The sequence below is a fragment of the Lentibacillus kimchii genome, assembly GCF_042666895.1.
In the GTDB taxonomy this organism is placed as follows: domain Bacteria; phylum Bacillota; class Bacilli; order Bacillales; family Amphibacillaceae; genus Lentibacillus; species Lentibacillus kimchii.
The window spans coordinates 86,019-100,884 of the sequence record NZ_JBHTGR010000010.1 but is presented as its reverse complement, the minus strand read 5'-3'; the positions used below and the strand labels follow the sequence as shown (position 1 = coordinate 100,884).

The 14,866-nt window shown below is 45.5% G+C and carries 12 protein-coding genes and 1 pseudogene; 3 read left to right on the top strand and 10 right to left on the bottom strand.

Features of this window, described 5'->3' with window-relative positions:
• Positions 1 to 44 precede the first annotated feature (44 nt).
• Together ACFQU8_RS06225 and ACFQU8_RS06220 are read left to right on the top strand one after the other, a co-directional pair.
• On the top strand, positions 45 to 1,382 hold the full coding sequence (locus ACFQU8_RS06225; RefSeq protein WP_382358332.1) for a nucleotide sugar dehydrogenase: 1,338 nt from the start codon (positions 45 to 47) through the stop codon (positions 1,380 to 1,382).
• Positions 1,360 to 2,469: a DegT/DnrJ/EryC1/StrS family aminotransferase gene (locus ACFQU8_RS06220; protein ID WP_382358331.1), complete on the top strand. Its 1,110-nt coding sequence runs from the start codon at positions 1,360 to 1,362 to the stop codon at positions 2,467 to 2,469. The genes ACFQU8_RS06225 and ACFQU8_RS06220 overlap by 23 nt, the downstream gene beginning before the upstream one ends.
• A gap of 4 nt (positions 2,470 to 2,473) precedes the next feature.
• Here ACFQU8_RS06220 and ACFQU8_RS06215 read toward each other — a convergent pair whose 3' ends face one another.
• The 10 genes and pseudogenes from ACFQU8_RS06215 to ACFQU8_RS06170 all read right to left on the bottom strand — a co-directional run bounded on the left by ACFQU8_RS06215 (position 2,474) and on the right by ACFQU8_RS06170 (position 12,927).
• Complete coding sequence (locus ACFQU8_RS06215; RefSeq protein WP_382358330.1) at positions 2,474 to 3,751, bottom strand: glycosyltransferase family 2 protein; 1,278 nt, start codon at positions 3,749 to 3,751, stop codon at positions 2,474 to 2,476.
• A 288-nt stretch (positions 3,752 to 4,039) separates the two neighbouring features.
• Positions 4,040 to 5,242, bottom strand: coding sequence for a hypothetical protein (locus tag ACFQU8_RS06210; protein ID WP_382358329.1), 1,203 nt, complete (start codon positions 5,240 to 5,242; stop codon positions 4,040 to 4,042).
• A 13-nt stretch (positions 5,243 to 5,255) separates the two neighbouring features.
• The gene (locus tag ACFQU8_RS06205) at positions 5,256 to 6,086 is read right to left on the bottom strand and encodes a hypothetical protein (RefSeq protein WP_382358328.1); all 831 of its coding nucleotides are present in this window, start codon (positions 6,084 to 6,086) and stop codon (positions 5,256 to 5,258) included.
• Positions 6,083 to 6,772, bottom strand: a complete 690-nt coding sequence (locus tag ACFQU8_RS06200) for an ABC transporter ATP-binding protein (RefSeq protein ID WP_382358327.1) — start codon at positions 6,770 to 6,772, stop codon at positions 6,083 to 6,085. Before ACFQU8_RS06200 ends, ACFQU8_RS06205 begins: the two co-directional genes overlap by 4 nt.
• Entirely contained in the window at positions 6,769 to 7,152 is a 384-nt protein-coding gene (locus ACFQU8_RS06195; RefSeq protein WP_382358326.1) for a GntR family transcriptional regulator, read from the bottom strand. The genes ACFQU8_RS06200 and ACFQU8_RS06195 overlap by 4 nt, the downstream gene beginning before the upstream one ends.
• A 145-nt stretch (positions 7,153 to 7,297) precedes the next feature.
• Positions 7,298 to 7,927, bottom strand: coding sequence for a Bax inhibitor-1/YccA family protein (locus tag ACFQU8_RS06190; RefSeq protein ID WP_382358325.1), 630 nt, complete (start codon positions 7,925 to 7,927; stop codon positions 7,298 to 7,300).
• Positions 7,928 to 8,167: 240 nt separating this feature from the next.
• Positions 8,168 to 9,625 (bottom strand): amidase family protein, encoded by a 1,458-nt coding sequence (locus ACFQU8_RS06185; protein ID WP_382358324.1) that lies wholly within the window; start codon positions 9,623 to 9,625, stop codon positions 8,168 to 8,170.
• A 108-nt stretch (positions 9,626 to 9,733) separates the two neighbouring features.
• Entirely contained in the window at positions 9,734 to 10,228 is a 495-nt protein-coding gene (gene mscL / locus ACFQU8_RS06180) for a large conductance mechanosensitive channel protein MscL (RefSeq protein ID WP_382358323.1), read from the bottom strand.
• 158 nt (positions 10,229 to 10,386) lie between these two features.
• A pseudogene (locus ACFQU8_RS06175) lies at positions 10,387 to 12,146 on the bottom strand (GMC family oxidoreductase).
• 16 nt (positions 12,147 to 12,162) lie between these two features.
• Positions 12,163 to 12,927: a gluconate 2-dehydrogenase subunit 3 family protein gene (locus tag ACFQU8_RS06170; RefSeq protein ID WP_382358322.1), complete on the bottom strand. Its 765-nt coding sequence runs from the start codon at positions 12,925 to 12,927 to the stop codon at positions 12,163 to 12,165.
• 475 nt (positions 12,928 to 13,402) lie between these two features.
• Between ACFQU8_RS06170 and ACFQU8_RS06165 the strand changes: the two genes are divergently transcribed.
• Complete coding sequence (locus tag ACFQU8_RS06165) at positions 13,403 to 14,764, top strand: FAD-dependent oxidoreductase (RefSeq protein WP_382358321.1); 1,362 nt, start codon at positions 13,403 to 13,405, stop codon at positions 14,762 to 14,764.
• The last annotated feature ends 102 nt before the right edge of the window (positions 14,765 to 14,866 follow it).

The following is a 14,866-nucleotide window of genomic DNA, read 5'->3' as shown; positions in this document are numbered from 1 at the left end:
CAGCATAACATAACGTAACGTTTATAAAGAAATGAGGTTATCGTATGGACGACTCGCACAACCCCGCTGCATCCACTGTCGCCGTTATTGGTCTCGGCAAAATTGGCCTTCCTCTGGCAGCGCTGTTTGCACGTAATGGCTATCACGTCATCGGTGCGGACATTGATCCCACCGCTGTAGCTGCGGTTAATCAAGGAACGTCACACATCGACAATGAACCGGGACTGGCTAATCTTATCACAGCAGCCCGTCACGCTAATACATTAGCGGCAACCACTAATACGGCTGAAGCTGTCGCCCAGGCTGATATTATCGTTGTTATCGTTCCTGTATTAACCGATGACCAAAACAAGATTGACTATCGCAGCATTGATCAAGCCGTTAAGACTATCGCACAGGGCCTTCAGAAGGACTCACTGGTCATATTTGAAACAACCCTTCCGCCCGGCGATACCGAAAACCGCTTCGGGAAAATGATTGAGGAGACATCCGGTTGGCAGCCGGGAAAAGACGTCGATCTCGCTTACAGTCCCGAGCGGGTTTATGCCAATCAGATAATCCATGATTTAGAGCATTACCCCAAAGTCATCGGCGGCATCAATGACCGAAGCCGCAAACGTGCTGCGGCCTTTTATCAAAAAGCCCTTGGGTGCCCTTTAATCGACGTGCGCTCACTGGAAACAGCTGAATTCGCCAAAATCGCCGAATGTGTTTATCGCGATGTGAATATTGCGCTTGCCAACGAACTCGCCATGTTTGCTGACAGGCTTGATGTCCATATGCCGGAAGTCCTTCAGGCCAGCAACAGTCAGCCTTATGCCCATATCCATTCGCCTGGTATTGGCGTCGGCGGCCACTGTATTCCGGTCTATCCTTACTTTTTCATCAATCAGGGCCTGAACACCGGCCTCGTCCCTCTATCACGGCAGGTTAATGACGGCATGGCAAACTACGCTATTAACAAAATCGAAAAACAGATCGGAGCATTGGACGATAAAACTATTCTGATTCTGGGTCTCTCCTACCGGGGCGACGTGAAGGAGCCCGCCAAATCAACAGCCCTTCTGCTCATCGAAGAGCTCAAAAATAAAGGCGCACACCCTTTTGTTCACGATCCCCTATTCTCTGACGAGGACATCCTGAACTGCGAAGCCACGCCACTCACATTAAACAGTCAAGCATGTGCCGATATCGATGGCGTGATACTGCAGGCATTTCACAAACAATACAGCGAACTTGATTTCAGTCAGTTCCCCAACTGCCAAATTGTTCTGGACGGCCGGAATCAACTGAACAAACAAGACATCACGCGGCACGGCATTACCTATGCAGGCATCGGAAACACAGGAGGTGATGGTTTTGACACACATCCCTATGGCTGATCTAAAAGCCGAATGGACTCTTCTTAAAGAGCCCGTCACAGAAGTAGTTAACGAGGTTCTGGCGAGTGGCAGCTATGTATTGGGCGAGAAGGGTGACGAATTGGAAAAGCGGTTGTCCAGCCGTATCGGAACAGCCTATGGTATCGGGACCGCAAGCGGCACAGACGCCTTAAAGCTGTCACTGCAGGCACTGGATATAGGGCCAGGTGATGAAGTGATCACAACGCCATTCACCTTTTTTGCCAGCGCCGGAGCGATTGCCCAGACCGGAGCCACACCCGTATTTGCAGATATTGACGCGGACACGTACAACCTCGATCCTGACCGTATTGAAAAAGCTGTATCACACAAGGCCAGGGCCATCATCATCGTCCATTTATACGGGAAAGCCGCTCCTATGGAAGCTATTATGGAACTGGCTGATGCGTATGGTTTACGGGTGATTGAAGACGCCTGCCAGGCCATCGGTACAGAATACCACGGCAAACAGGTGGGGTCGATTGGTGATCTTGGCTGCTTTTCCTTCTTTCCCTCCAAAAATCTCGGCGCATTTGGCGATGCTGGACTCGTCACGACCGATGATCCGCAACTGTCTGATCGAGTCAGGCAGCTGCGCAATCATGGCAGCTCTGAGAAATACTATCATACAACCAGCGGCACCAACAGCCGGCTTGATGAAGTCCAGGCAGCTGTCCTGCTGGCTAAGCTGCCCTATTTGGACACTTTCCTCCAACAACGGCAAGCCATTGCCAGACGCTACACTGACAACCTGTCCCCGCTGCTTACAAAGCCAGAAACAGTGAAGGACCGGGCGCACACGTTTCATCAATATAATATTGAGCTGAACCACCGCGATGAACTGGCAGCGGCTTTAACACACAAAAATATTGCGACAGCGATTTATTATCCTGTTCCATTGCATCTGCAGCCAGCGTTCAGCAGTCTCGGTTATCAAAAAGGTGATTTTCCGATTGCCGAAAAAGCCGCCGATCACGTGCTGGCACTGCCTATCTTCCCGACATTATCGCGGCAGCAGCAAGACAACGTTATTCAAGCGGTCAACACATTCATGGAAAATCAACACTAGTTTGCTAGTCAAGTGACTTTAAGAAGTCCCGCCAATGGGCATCGTTCTGCTTCGTAATGCTTTCGGAATGCTTACGAACATTGTAGACAGTGAAATCCTCATACTGAAACCGGTGATGCTTAATTAAGCGATTTAAGGTGCTGACATCCTCGTACAGCCTGCCATCAGCAAAATCACTGACCGGAAAACCGCCTTTCCGTTTTAACAAAGATGTCCGGTAAACACGCGGCCCGAGCGGAAAGCGATACGCTAAAAGATCGTTCCTTCCGCTGACAGGCATACCCCTGGCAAGCTGTTTAAATTGAACAGTGCCTGACAGCTGCTTCCATAGTCGCAAATTGCCATATAAGACTGCTCTATCAGCGGGAAGCCTTGCCAAATGCGTTTTAATCACCGAAATGGCGTCAGGATCAAGCCAGTCGTCGGCATCGAGTTCCAGTATAAAATCCGATGTCACATGCGCCAATAAACGATTTAACGCTCGTGCCTTCCCGCTATTCTCCTGCTGAAAAAGCTGCACCCGCCGGTCCTGACTGTAACGCTGCAGGCGCTCATGCGTCGCATCCGTTGACCCGTCATCCATGATCAGCAGCTGATCCGGCTGATCATGCTGCAGCAACGTTGAAGCAACAGCAGTCTGGACATAAGCCGCCATATTGTAAGCCGGCATAATCACGGTAAGGCTGGGGCGCTCGATATGCGCAGGTTCCAGCTGATATTTTTGCATAAATTGATACGTCTCGACTGTATCTCGTTCATGGCTTATCCCAGCTTCTTTAACGAGACCTTCCTTAAAAATCTTTTCTGAATCAGGCACCCTTATAAGCCAGGACGGGAGCAGAGCCTCTTGAAACGGCAGCTCCGAACTCAAGTTTAGCGGTTTTTCGCTGACACGCGACGTGCGGACAAAGACAGGGGTTTGGATCGTTGTGTTCCGGCGCTGTTTGAAGGTCCCTAAGACAGTCTGGTTATCATCTAACTGAAACGTATCAGGTGTTGTGGCTGCCGGCAGATAATCCCTGCCGCTCAGCCATAACACAAAAGGTGTCGCAAGCGTGTTTATCGTCTCCTGCAGCCATTTTCCCATATCCTCACCCTGAGCCGATATCAGCTGCAAATGGTCACTATCAACAGCATCAGTCAAACCGTCAGACGGACGTTCATGCCGGTACAATACCATAACTGAGCTGATCCGGGAGCGAATCGGACGCAGCGAATTGAGTGCTCTGGACAGGGCTGCCTGATCTGAATAATCGATGAGAATGGCTGTTATATCACGCAAGCTGATCCCTCCAATTAACCGGGATGTTATACCAGAACCATCTATATGAACGTTGCTAAAGCATTATGCCTTCAGGCGAATATATTACCAGCCAGCAACACTAGAAAATACGCATCTCTCTTAATAGAAACGCCGCTTCTATTAGCCAATAGCATACATACTATATCGTAATCGATACAAGGCCTTGTTGAGAGTTCCACACCCTAACGATTACGCTTTTAAAAGCCGGCTGACTGCCGGCTTTTTACTTAAGTCTATGCTGCTTCGTTATATCTCAGCTTCATGGCCTCAGTCAATCGTTAAATTAGACAGATACACTGTCGCATTATCGTCAATATCATCAAAGCTGATCCGGCCTTCATACAGCGTGTCACCGGATGCTAAATCAAGCACCAGCAGTCGCTGCGGCATGTCTTCATTTCGCGTCAGGATATAGCCTTTGTTATCCTTGATCCGCATGACAGACCCTGATCTCCGATCTTTTGCACTGGATGAACTGGATGACTCAGGAAGAGCAATTTTTTGCGTTATCTCGCCCTTTTCAAAATTATAAACTGTCACTTTCTCCCCGTTTTTGAAATAAAGCGTTGTGTCATCACGACTGATAGCCGCTTGATCCGCTAATGCTTCGGGCGTATCCAGTTCTTGCGTCTCGCCGGTTTTCAGATTATAGGCCACATACCCAGCTGTTTTTGTTTCAAATTCCTGCGCTTGCTGTTTGTCCTGATCACCCTCCGACACAGTTATTTGCTTCCTTTTTCGGAACAGAATATCCTTGCGGGGTGCTGTTCCGTCACCAGATGTCAGGATGTTAAAATTGACGTCTCTCTTATTCGTGTTTGTATGATCCTGGGATAAAATCGTTTCACCATCACTGATGGTTTGTTCCCCCATATCGGCATGATAGAGACGCTCTTCCTTCTTCCCGTCCTTTGTTATATTTCGTGTGATAAGGACTAATTCATCATCGCTCATTTGCACATCATCAATGTATAGATAATTATAGGTGGCTCTGTCCGGCACAGGGACCGTGAACGATGTTGTCTCCCCGCTTTCTTTATCAAGCACAGCGATATCAAATGCTGCCTTATCTCCTTGAGAAACGATTTGATTGGTCACACTAGCATAAGCAAGCTTGTTGTCTGCTTCCAGATAAGAAACTGCATTGCCTTGTTTACCGCGCATAAACCCGCGGTGCTCTTCCCGCAGTTCTTGAACTCTTTCCTGAACACTACCACGCAGACGCTGAAATAGTGATTGCTCGTTGCTGTACGTGGCACCTGTTTTATCAACATGAACGTTCACTAACTGACCATCTGCGTTATAGTTGCCACCGATCGTAACAGGATCCATTTCATCCGCATCACCACTCACGGTTTCAATCGTTACGCCCGGCAAATCACTCGCCGCCAAAGATGACTGGATATAAAAGGTTCCGATTGTTAAGACGACTACTGTTACAATAGTTATCAAACGCCAATAGCGTTTCATGTGATCACTCCTTTTACACCGTTATTTTTTTCGTCAGTAAATAGTAACCCGTCCATAAGGACCCGGCTGTGACAACCAGTCCCAGTCCAATCTCCAGCCAGATTGTTTCCAAGGGATACAAGTAGTAATGATCTGCAAATACCTTGACCAAAAACGGTGACAGCATGACAGCAAGTGAGAGCAGCGCATAAATAATGCCAGCCGCTATCCCTTTCCACCGGAAACTGCGTTCGAATAAAACAGCCGTGAACAGAACCGATACCGCCATAAACCCGGCACCATAATATAGAATAAATTCTGTAAAGGTGTGTGGAATAAGTATTGTTAGGACGTTCCAATTAAGGATCTGGTTGACTGACATATACTCCCAAAAGTCAACTGGCAGCATCCATTTCAGAATACCCATTTCCAGCGGCAGGAGTATCAGCTCAAAAGATATGAGGCCCAGTGTCATTAAGACAATTGATGAGGCCTTGGAAAGATAGATATTCATGCGCGTCGTTGGCAGCATCAGCAGACGGTAGATAAATGTGTTTTTACCAAACCAGTCACGGTACCAGATCATAAATATATAAAAGATCAAGGCCGCCGCACATATCGCAATGGGTCCCACAAACCAGAGTGTCTGGGTGACATTCAAAAACGACATTGGCGGATTCCGATCAAGAAACTGCGCCTGCGAAAGACCTTCCGTGGTCATGGCTTCGTTAGCTTTGCCCAAGTATTGCTTAGCCTTAACAATGACACCTGTTATCTGCACAATAGCTGTGAAAGCCGCCAGCACAAGATAAATCTTCATGAACCGGCTTAATTCAAAGTTTAAGAGTTTCACAAAACGCTTCATGGCTGATACACCTCCCGCATCACATCAACAACTGATTTGCCCTCGTCTTCCCGGACTTTTTCACAGCTGAATTGCGTCAGCACTTCCCCGTTGTCCAGAAGAACCGCCTGATCGATTAAATGTTCAATATCGTTAATCTCGTGTGTGGTAATAATCACACCGCGGTCCTCTACCAAATGGCTCGTAAACACGTCAGCAATCTGTTCCCGGCTGAAAATATCAATACCGGAAAATGGTTCATCCATCAGCAGATAGTCCACATCAAGTGCCAGTCCGAGCAGCAAGTTCACCTTCGCCCGGTTGCCTTTTGATAAGTTATTAATTTTATCGCCTGCTTGTAACTTAAAGAAATCCAGCAATTCATCAGCGCGTTCCTGATTCCAGCTGTCATAAAAATCAGCCATAAACTGCATCGCTTCAGCTATCGTCATCGTTGGCTGCATAATAATCGCATCAGGAATGAAGGTTATTTTTTCATAACTCTTCTTGCTGAGTTTTTCCCCATCAATCAGAATCTGGCCGCCATTCAGCGGTGTCAGATTCATAATCGCATTCATGATTGTCGTTTTACCGACACCATTAATACCGATAATACAGGTAACCTCACCCTTTTCAGCGGTAAATGACACATCCTGAAGCACACGTTTGCGTCCGAATTTTTTACGGATCCCATTGACCTCAATCATGGCGTTCCCCCCTCGTCTTTCGCGTCATATGTTTCTTTAACACGCTGCAGCACCTCATCAATCGGAACATCAATTGAACGAATGGACCGGACGAACTCATCAACAGCTTCGTTCATTAATTCCTCCCGAACCGATTGAAGAATCGTTTCATCTTTTGTGATTTTACTTGGCACATTCTGCTCCGTATAGATAAGCCCCGCCTCCTCCATTACTTTATAAGCCCGCTGCACGGTATTCGGATTAATTTTTAGCTGGTTAGCCAGCTCTCGCCGTGAGGTAATTTCCTGACCTGGCTCAAATGCACCGGTCGCAATCTGTTCCTTAAAATGCCGAATGACCTGCACATAAACCGGATCCCGTTTGTTAAAATTCACATCCATCACCACAGCTCCCAATTCATCTGATGAAGTAAACTGTATTAATCATTTAATACAGTTTAGCTAAAAAAACGTGTATTAAGCGCCTAATACATGATATACTGTATTATAAGGTTAATACACTAATAAGTCAACAGACTTTTAATAATTAATTATTTTTTCCAGCATAGCGCATAAAGCGAAGAATATACGTGAAAAGATTAATGAAATCCAAATAAATATTAATCACAATCGATGGAATATCCTTTTCGCTGAAGCCATTCCTGGCAATTTGGTTGAAATCATAAAGCGTGTATCCGGCAAATATGCCAATCCCCGCAATGGCAATGATCAAATTGATGGTGTTGGAGAATGGAATAAAGATGCCTGCCAGTGATACAACGACCAATATGAGTAACCCGAAAAACAGGATATTTCCTAAAAAGCCTAGATTAAATTTCGTGACAGAACCAAAGACAGCAAGGGCCGCGAACGCAACTAATGCTATCACAAAAGCTTTAAATACCTCATCTGCGCCCAATACGCTTGCATAGTTTGCGATGATAGCATATAAGGTGATCCCGGATACGAGCATGAACAAATACATAACAAAGTAGCCGAGCCCTTGGTGTTTCCGGGTAAAAACCACAATAATAACCAGAACAAGCTCCAGAATAGACAGTGGCAGCATAAGGCTCGGCGGCACATATTGACCTGCGTACAGTCCGATAACCGCAATCAAAAAAGCAGCGAAAAAGGTCGCCATTAATTTTCCTACAGGATTAGAAGCCTGGTACATTTTCGTAATTCCTTCTTTCTTTATGAACAATTCACATGTCGGATGGATGATTAGTCTTGCATAACCAAGAATAAGTAACCATCCTCCAAATCACATGGTACCATTAAAAGTGATTTTGAAACACATCGTTTTTGAATAACTGTTGACACCTGGCATCCTGCAGTTATTTCTCTTCCGCTTCTTTAAAAACGTCTCCAGCTTTTGTTTGAAGGGTTAGCGGTCTTTTTAAGTCATCCACCCCTATTGTGCTGGACGTCCATCACTTAACATCCCGGGAGACTCACGATGATTTGTGGCCTGTTCAAATGCATACGCCAATCTGATCAAAGCGGGTTCGCTATAAGCTTTTCCTGTGAACGTCACATTCAGAGGCTGGCCTTCATTTGTGAAACCGCCAGGCACCGTAATCGATGGATAGCCTGCACGTGCTGGAATATCGGCTCCAGCGTTTGCCGGAGATAGTAATGCATCCAGATTATAGTTATCCATCACGGCATCGATTCCATCATTTTGTGACCATTGCAAATCGTTCAGTCGACTCGTCAGGTACTCTGGCTCAGACAATGTGCCGCTTGTATCTTCAGAGGCGAGCAGCAGGGATTGCCCATATTTTAATGTGTCTTGGCTGTGCTCCATATTGAACTTGATGACATCTTGTAAGGTATGCGGCTGATCTGGTGCAAGTTTGCTTAAGTAAGCATTAAGATCTGATTTAAATTCGTGAACCATAACATTCTGATCCCATTTCTTATCTGCAGCAGGAATATCTGCGGGATCAACAATCTGAGCACCTGCATGTTTCATTTGTTCAATGGCATCTTCTATGACTGCCTTTGCTGATTCTGTGAGCTCTTTTTGATCGAAAATCCCTTTCCTGACAACCCCGATTCGTGCTGATTTCAACCCAGCTTCATCCAAATACTGCGTATAATTGTCTGCGGCCATTTCACTTCCGGCCAGTGTTATCGGATCTTTGTTATCGGCACCAGTCAGCGCATCGAGCAGAGTGGCTGCGTCGCGGACAGTTCGAGCCATTGGTCCCGGCGTGTCTTGACTGTGGGAAATTGGGATAATCCCTGTACGGCTGATAAGACCAACTGTCGGCTTGATACCAACGATGGCATTCTCTGAAGAAGGGCTTAAAATGGAACCAGATGTTTCTGTACCAATGGCGAGCATTGTCAAGTTTGCAGAAACAGCGGCACCCGATCCCGAACTTGACCCGCCGACATCGAAATCGTTCGGGCCATATGGATTCAGCACTTGACCTCCCCTTGAACTAAAGCCACTCGGCATGCCATCTGTCATAAAGTTCGCCCATTCTGTCATATTTGCTTTTCCCATAATGATACCGCCAGCATCACGTATTCTTTTTGCGATAAAGGAATCTTCTATGGCGTATGAACCGGCAAGTGCTAATGAGCCAGCACTTGTATGTAATGTATCACCGGTATCGATATTGTCTTTTAGTAAAACGGGAATCCCGTGAAGAGGGCCGCGTGACGTTTGCAGCTGCCGCTCAGTATCCAGTGCCTGAGCAATCGCCATGGCATCGGCATTTACTTCGAGTACTGCGTTAAGATACGGATTATAAGCAGCAATCCGTTTTAAATAATAACGAACAAGTTCTTCTGATGTTAGATCCCCACTCTGCATGGCAGTCTGGATAGCTTTTATGGTTAGTTCCTCTCTTGTCATATGACACTCCCCCTGCAGAAGTCATTAAACACATAATTTTGTGACTATACCGTTATTTTACCGGACAGCAGGGTGATGTCAAGTCACTTGGCAATCAAGAGAAACATCTTATTTTATCCGCCACGTCGGCTTGGGCCGGTGATACCTTTTAACCTTTTCTTCTTGCAGCCAAGAGGAACAATTCGGACATATGACGGCTTTTGAAGGGATCGCCAGGCAGCAATAGGGGCATTCTTTTTTCGTCATCGAGTCAATTGGATGTTTGTGCGGGTTTTTCCATCGTTTGATTTGCCGTACGATAATGAAAACGGCAAACAGGATAATAATGAAACGGATAAAGGCCATTGTAAACAAGCCATAGTTGATCGTAATGGCACCTGCTTCTTCAGCCTTCTCCAGCGAAGGATACACATCACCGGTTAAACTTATATACATGTTTTGTATACCGATCTTAGCATATAAAAAACGAATCGGTGGCATAAGGATGTCTTTAACGAGTGAATTAATCAGACCACTGAAGGCCACTCCCAATACTACCCCGACACCCATGTCCACAGCACTGCCTCTGATGACAAACTGACGAAAATCGCGAATCAACCCCATTCCGCTGGCCCCCTTTTCTCATTACTCTATGAAAAAACAGGACAGGCTAGAACGAAACATTCGTTATCGGTGAAAACATTTAAAAACAGCTTCTTTGAAGAAGTCACACACGACCTTCCATCAAGAAGCTGTTCTGCCGTATGCCGTTATTCTAAAAGTCAGACAGTCCCTTTTTCCTGTTTGCCTTCAACTAATAATCCGCCGCCACTTTCCAGGTAGTCAATCATACCTTCTGCCGCCCGGTAAGCGAATGCGCCAATGGTCTCGGTCGGATTCGAGTTACTGAAGTTAGGAAAGGATGATCCGCCCACCACAAACAAGTTTTCCATATCCCATACTTGTGAATAGGTATTAACGACAGACGTTTCGGGGTCTGCCCCCATGATGACACCGCCTCCTGCATGTGTATTGATACTGGACTCCTTTAGCTCCGCTTCGTCGGATACCTCGGCAACATCGATGATATCCGCTCCCATCTTTTCCATGATGGCCTCGGCTTTCTTGCCGATTTCTTTAGCCATGTTCAGCTCTTGGTCAGTAACCTTTGCAGTGATCCGGAGCAGAGGATCGCCATAGGCATCTTGGTACGTTGGATCTAAATCCATATAGTTATGTGAACGCGGCAAGGTTCCCTGCATCCCGCTAACGACTAAATGACGATAGGCATAGTGCAACGAGTTTTCCTTGAATTCTTTTCCCCAGCGAGGGGTTCCCATAGGGACACGATTATTAGAAATTGGTGCGGCACCGTCCTGAAAGATACTCAAATTAAAGCCATGCAGAAAATCCGTTTGGCTATTATCTATATTATCGCCATTATAATCATCCATCACAGAACCTAATCCGCCTGCCCCTGCAAACGTGTTGAATTTTTTATCTTCAAAGAAACCTGTAGCGGCATTGCCGCCCAGCCCCGTATAGTGGGAAGTGAAGTTTTTGCCGAGCATCCCTTTTCCCGTTTTCGGATTGAATTGTTCGCCAATTTCCGATAACATCATTAATTTTGTATTTCCCGAAAAAAATGCGCCAAGTACCACAAGGTCAGCAGGCTGTTCATATTCCTCACGGGTTTCAGGATCAATATATAAAACACCTGTCGCCTTTTGCCCGTCGTGCAGCACCCGTCTCACATGAGCATTATTCCGGAGCTCAAAATTGCCTGTTTTCTCAGCCGTTTTAAGGACCGTAATAATCGGATCTGCTTTCGCACCAAAATCACAGCCATACATGGAACAAAAAGCACAATAAACACAAGCGTTTATGGATTCACCATCTGGATTTTTGTAGTTCTGTGAAATCGTCGCAGCAGGCATACGGTAAGGATGATAGCCAAGTTCTTTGGTTGCTTCCCGGAACATGCTAAGTGGCGTTGATTCTTTCATGGGCGGATTCGGATAGTCATCTGAACGCTCCGGGCCAAGCGGATTTTTCTCACCGGATATGCCCGCCGTTTTTTCCATTTATCGTAATACGGCTCCATATCATCATACGTGACGCCCCAATCCTGGATCGTCATATCATCAGGAATTCTGTCTTCCCCGTATTTTTCTATGACTTTACTGCGAATTTCAAAATCAAATGGAAGCCAGCGATAAGACCAGCCGGACCAGTGTACCGATGTACCACCCGTCCCTTCACCATAAATCGGGTAACCATAATAGACTCGGATGGGATTTGCTGTTTCATCCAGGGTGTTTCTAAATGTCATCGTTTGTTTGGATAGATCCTGAGCTAATTCATGACGGCGCGTATAGCGAAGTTCATCTTTCGATCCGGCGAAATCTGCTGTATCCTGATCTTTCCCGCGTTCCAAACATACAACGCTGTAGCCGGCTTTGGTTAGTTCAGCAGCTGATATGCCGCCCGCCCAGCCGCTCCCAACAACGACAGCATCCACTTTATCTAATTTTTCAGCCATGTGTGTACTCCTTTCATTATGATTTTTGCTGATAATCTGTTAAACTGACCGGATCTTTTTTAACGAATTCATCATCCTCAATGATGTCACTATAAGACATTACGGCACCTGGAAAGTCCTTCATTTTCCAGCCTGACATATGACGATTGCCACCGTATAATGGATCTGAATAAGCACCTTCTAATGTCATGTCCCGGAGCAGACCAAAAAAGCTGCTGGCGTTTACGCCGCCCATTTTCACGTCACCGCTTTCAAAGTCCTTTAAAATGGCCATTTGCTGATCTTCTTCAGCCTTATCAAAGGACGTGTCAAATCGTTCCTGGCTTAGCTGATTCATTTTTCTTATGCCAGATCTAATCACTTCTCCCCTGTTCAAGCTGGAATGCTGCACAGATGTTCCGCCAGTTAGAAAAGGGCCATGCCTGTAATCTCTGCCATTTATCCCCCATGTACCGGCCAGCTGCTTATCGAAAAAGTAGGGAACACCCAGCTCAATCGCACCAGGACCATCATCATTTTTGGGAAATAGCCGTTCAGTTGCTTGCTCAAGCACGACAAAGTCTTCAAATCTTGTAAAGAACATGCGCGCTTCTGTGTATTTATCACCAGATTCTTCTGTTTTTGTGTCCGTTGTTTCATTTGACTGAAACTGATCCGTTAAAAGGCCTCCAAGCAATGAACCACCTGCAACGCCTCCGACCGCTATGCCGGTATTTTTCATAAATCGCCGGCGACCTAAATCAGGTTTTTTATCTTTTGCGTTGTCATCATTATCTGCCATTTTTCGACCTCCCTTCTTCTATCAGTAGTATCATCTTTATAAGGGAATATATACGCGGATGAAAAGCTTTCTCAAGTTTCATTGTTTGTTATCTTTGACCATAAAAAACTCATCCAGCTGCTCACTTTTAATAAAACTCCATAATTGATAAATGTCGTATATAATTGATAATACACAAGTTATAGAACACCAAATTATCAAGATATCTGCTCAGAGAAAATAACAAGAAAGGTTGGCATTATTGTACTTATTTGGAAGCAATTGCCCCCCCTTTCAAACAAGCTCTAACTGTTGACATTGACGCATTATAATATATAATAGTAATTAGATTATAATTATTATAATCAGATAATAGCTACCGACCATAAAATGTGTTAAAAGTAATAGCAGGAACGAGCGTTTATCTCTTCCTCTGCTTTTCTCATCATTCATTTTCGCAGCTATTATGGCGTTTATAAATATGGAGGAATTGATCATGAAATTAATTGTTGTAGGGTCATCACACGCAGGATACGAAGCAACGCAAACACTGCTGAAAGAAATGCCAGATGCAGAAATTCATTTATATGAGCGCGGCGAGACAGCGTCCTTTCTGTCATGCGGCATTCAAAGCTATTTAGAAAATGTCTCACAATCCCTCGATGAACTACATTATGCGACAGCTGATTCATACAAAAAACAAGGTGTCAATGTACACGTGAACAGTGAAGTCACCGGACTCAACCCAGATGAGAAAACCATTACGGTCAAATCCCCGGATGGCGAAACCAAAGAAAGTTACGATAAATTATTCTTAAGTCCAGGAGCGGTTCCATTCGAACTCCCTGTTCCCGGTAATAATCTGACTAACGTTTATTATCTGCGCGGCCGTGATTGGGCTGGTCAAGTCAATGAACGCATGAAAACTGCTAAACAAGCGATCGTCGTTGGCGGCGGCTATATTGGTATTGAAGCAGCTGAAGCGTTCACCAAAGCTGGCATCGATACAACCGTGATCGATACGCTGGACAATATTCTGCCAGCCTATCTGGACAAAGAATTTACCGAAGTAGTGGAAGCAAACGCGGCAGAACACGGCATGAAATTCCGTCCTGGTGAAATGGTCAAAGAGATTGCCGGTGAAAATGGAAAAGTATCTAAAGTGGTTACGGATAAAGCCGAATATGAAGCAGATACAGTTTTAATTGCTGCCGGCGTTAGACCGGATGCCGGTTGGCTAAATGGTATAGTCGATTTAGATGAGCGCGGATTCGTCAAAGTGGATGAATACCTGCAAACCTCCCATCAAGATATTTACGCTGGAGGGGATGCAACAAAAGTTCCTTTCGCCCCCGGTAATGATAAACGTTCTATCCCATTAGCCGGTAATGCCCGTCGCCAAGCTGTTATTGCAGCGAAAAACATGGCAGCAGACGAAAATAAATATAAAATGCCAGCTGTTTCAAGCACATCCGGTTTAGCACTATTTGATTATAAGTTTGCCAATACAGGCATAAAAGATGCTAATGCCGATACACTTAGTGCAGCAATCGATAGTCAATACCATGAAGAACAAATCTTACCAAACTTCATGCATGATGATACGAAAATCGCCATGAAAATTCACTATGAACAAGATTCACACCGCATTGTCGGGGCACAGCTCATGTCACAGAAAGATGTGATGATGGCCATCAACGCGATATCTGTCGCTATTTCTGCTAATTGGACATTAGAGGATCTTGCTTTAGCAGACTTCTTCTTCCAGCCAGAATACGACGACACATGGAACTTCCTGAACGTGTTGGCTCAACAAGCATTGGGCGAAACATTCGGAAGTGACCAGCAGTTATTCTAATTTGACGGTCATCATAAATACACCCGAAACTCTAAAAAGACGTGCAGAGTACGCTTAACAACTCTGCACGTCTTTTACATTGAGGTCGTTAAATAAGAAAAC

Coding starts and splice junctions, on each gene's coding strand:
- ACFQU8_RS06205 (WP_382358328.1), bottom strand. CDS start 6,086: ATGAAGCGTTTTGTGAAACTCTTAAACTTTGAATTAAGCCGGTTCATG.
- mscL (WP_382358323.1), bottom strand. CDS start 10,228: ATGGGGTTGATTCGCGATTTTCGTCAGTTTGTCATCAGAGGCAGTGCT.
- ACFQU8_RS06170 (WP_382358322.1), bottom strand. CDS start 12,927: ATGGCAGATAATGATGACAACGCAAAAGATAAAAAACCTGATTTAGGT.
- ACFQU8_RS06200 (WP_382358327.1), bottom strand. CDS start 6,772: ATGATTGAGGTCAATGGGATCCGTAAAAAATTCGGACGCAAACGTGTG.
- ACFQU8_RS06165 (WP_382358321.1), top strand. CDS start 13,403: ATGAAATTAATTGTTGTAGGGTCATCACACGCAGGATACGAAGCAACG.
- ACFQU8_RS06185 (WP_382358324.1), bottom strand. CDS start 9,625: ATGACAAGAGAGGAACTAACCATAAAAGCTATCCAGACTGCCATGCAG.
- ACFQU8_RS06225 (WP_382358332.1), top strand. CDS start 45: ATGGACGACTCGCACAACCCCGCTGCATCCACTGTCGCCGTTATTGGT.
- ACFQU8_RS06210 (WP_382358329.1), bottom strand. CDS start 5,242: ATGAAACGCTATTGGCGTTTGATAACTATTGTAACAGTAGTCGTCTTA.
- ACFQU8_RS06195 (WP_382358326.1), bottom strand. CDS start 7,152: ATGGATGTGAATTTTAACAAACGGGATCCGGTTTATGTGCAGGTCATT.
- ACFQU8_RS06190 (WP_382358325.1), bottom strand. CDS start 7,927: ATGTACCAGGCTTCTAATCCTGTAGGAAAATTAATGGCGACCTTTTTC.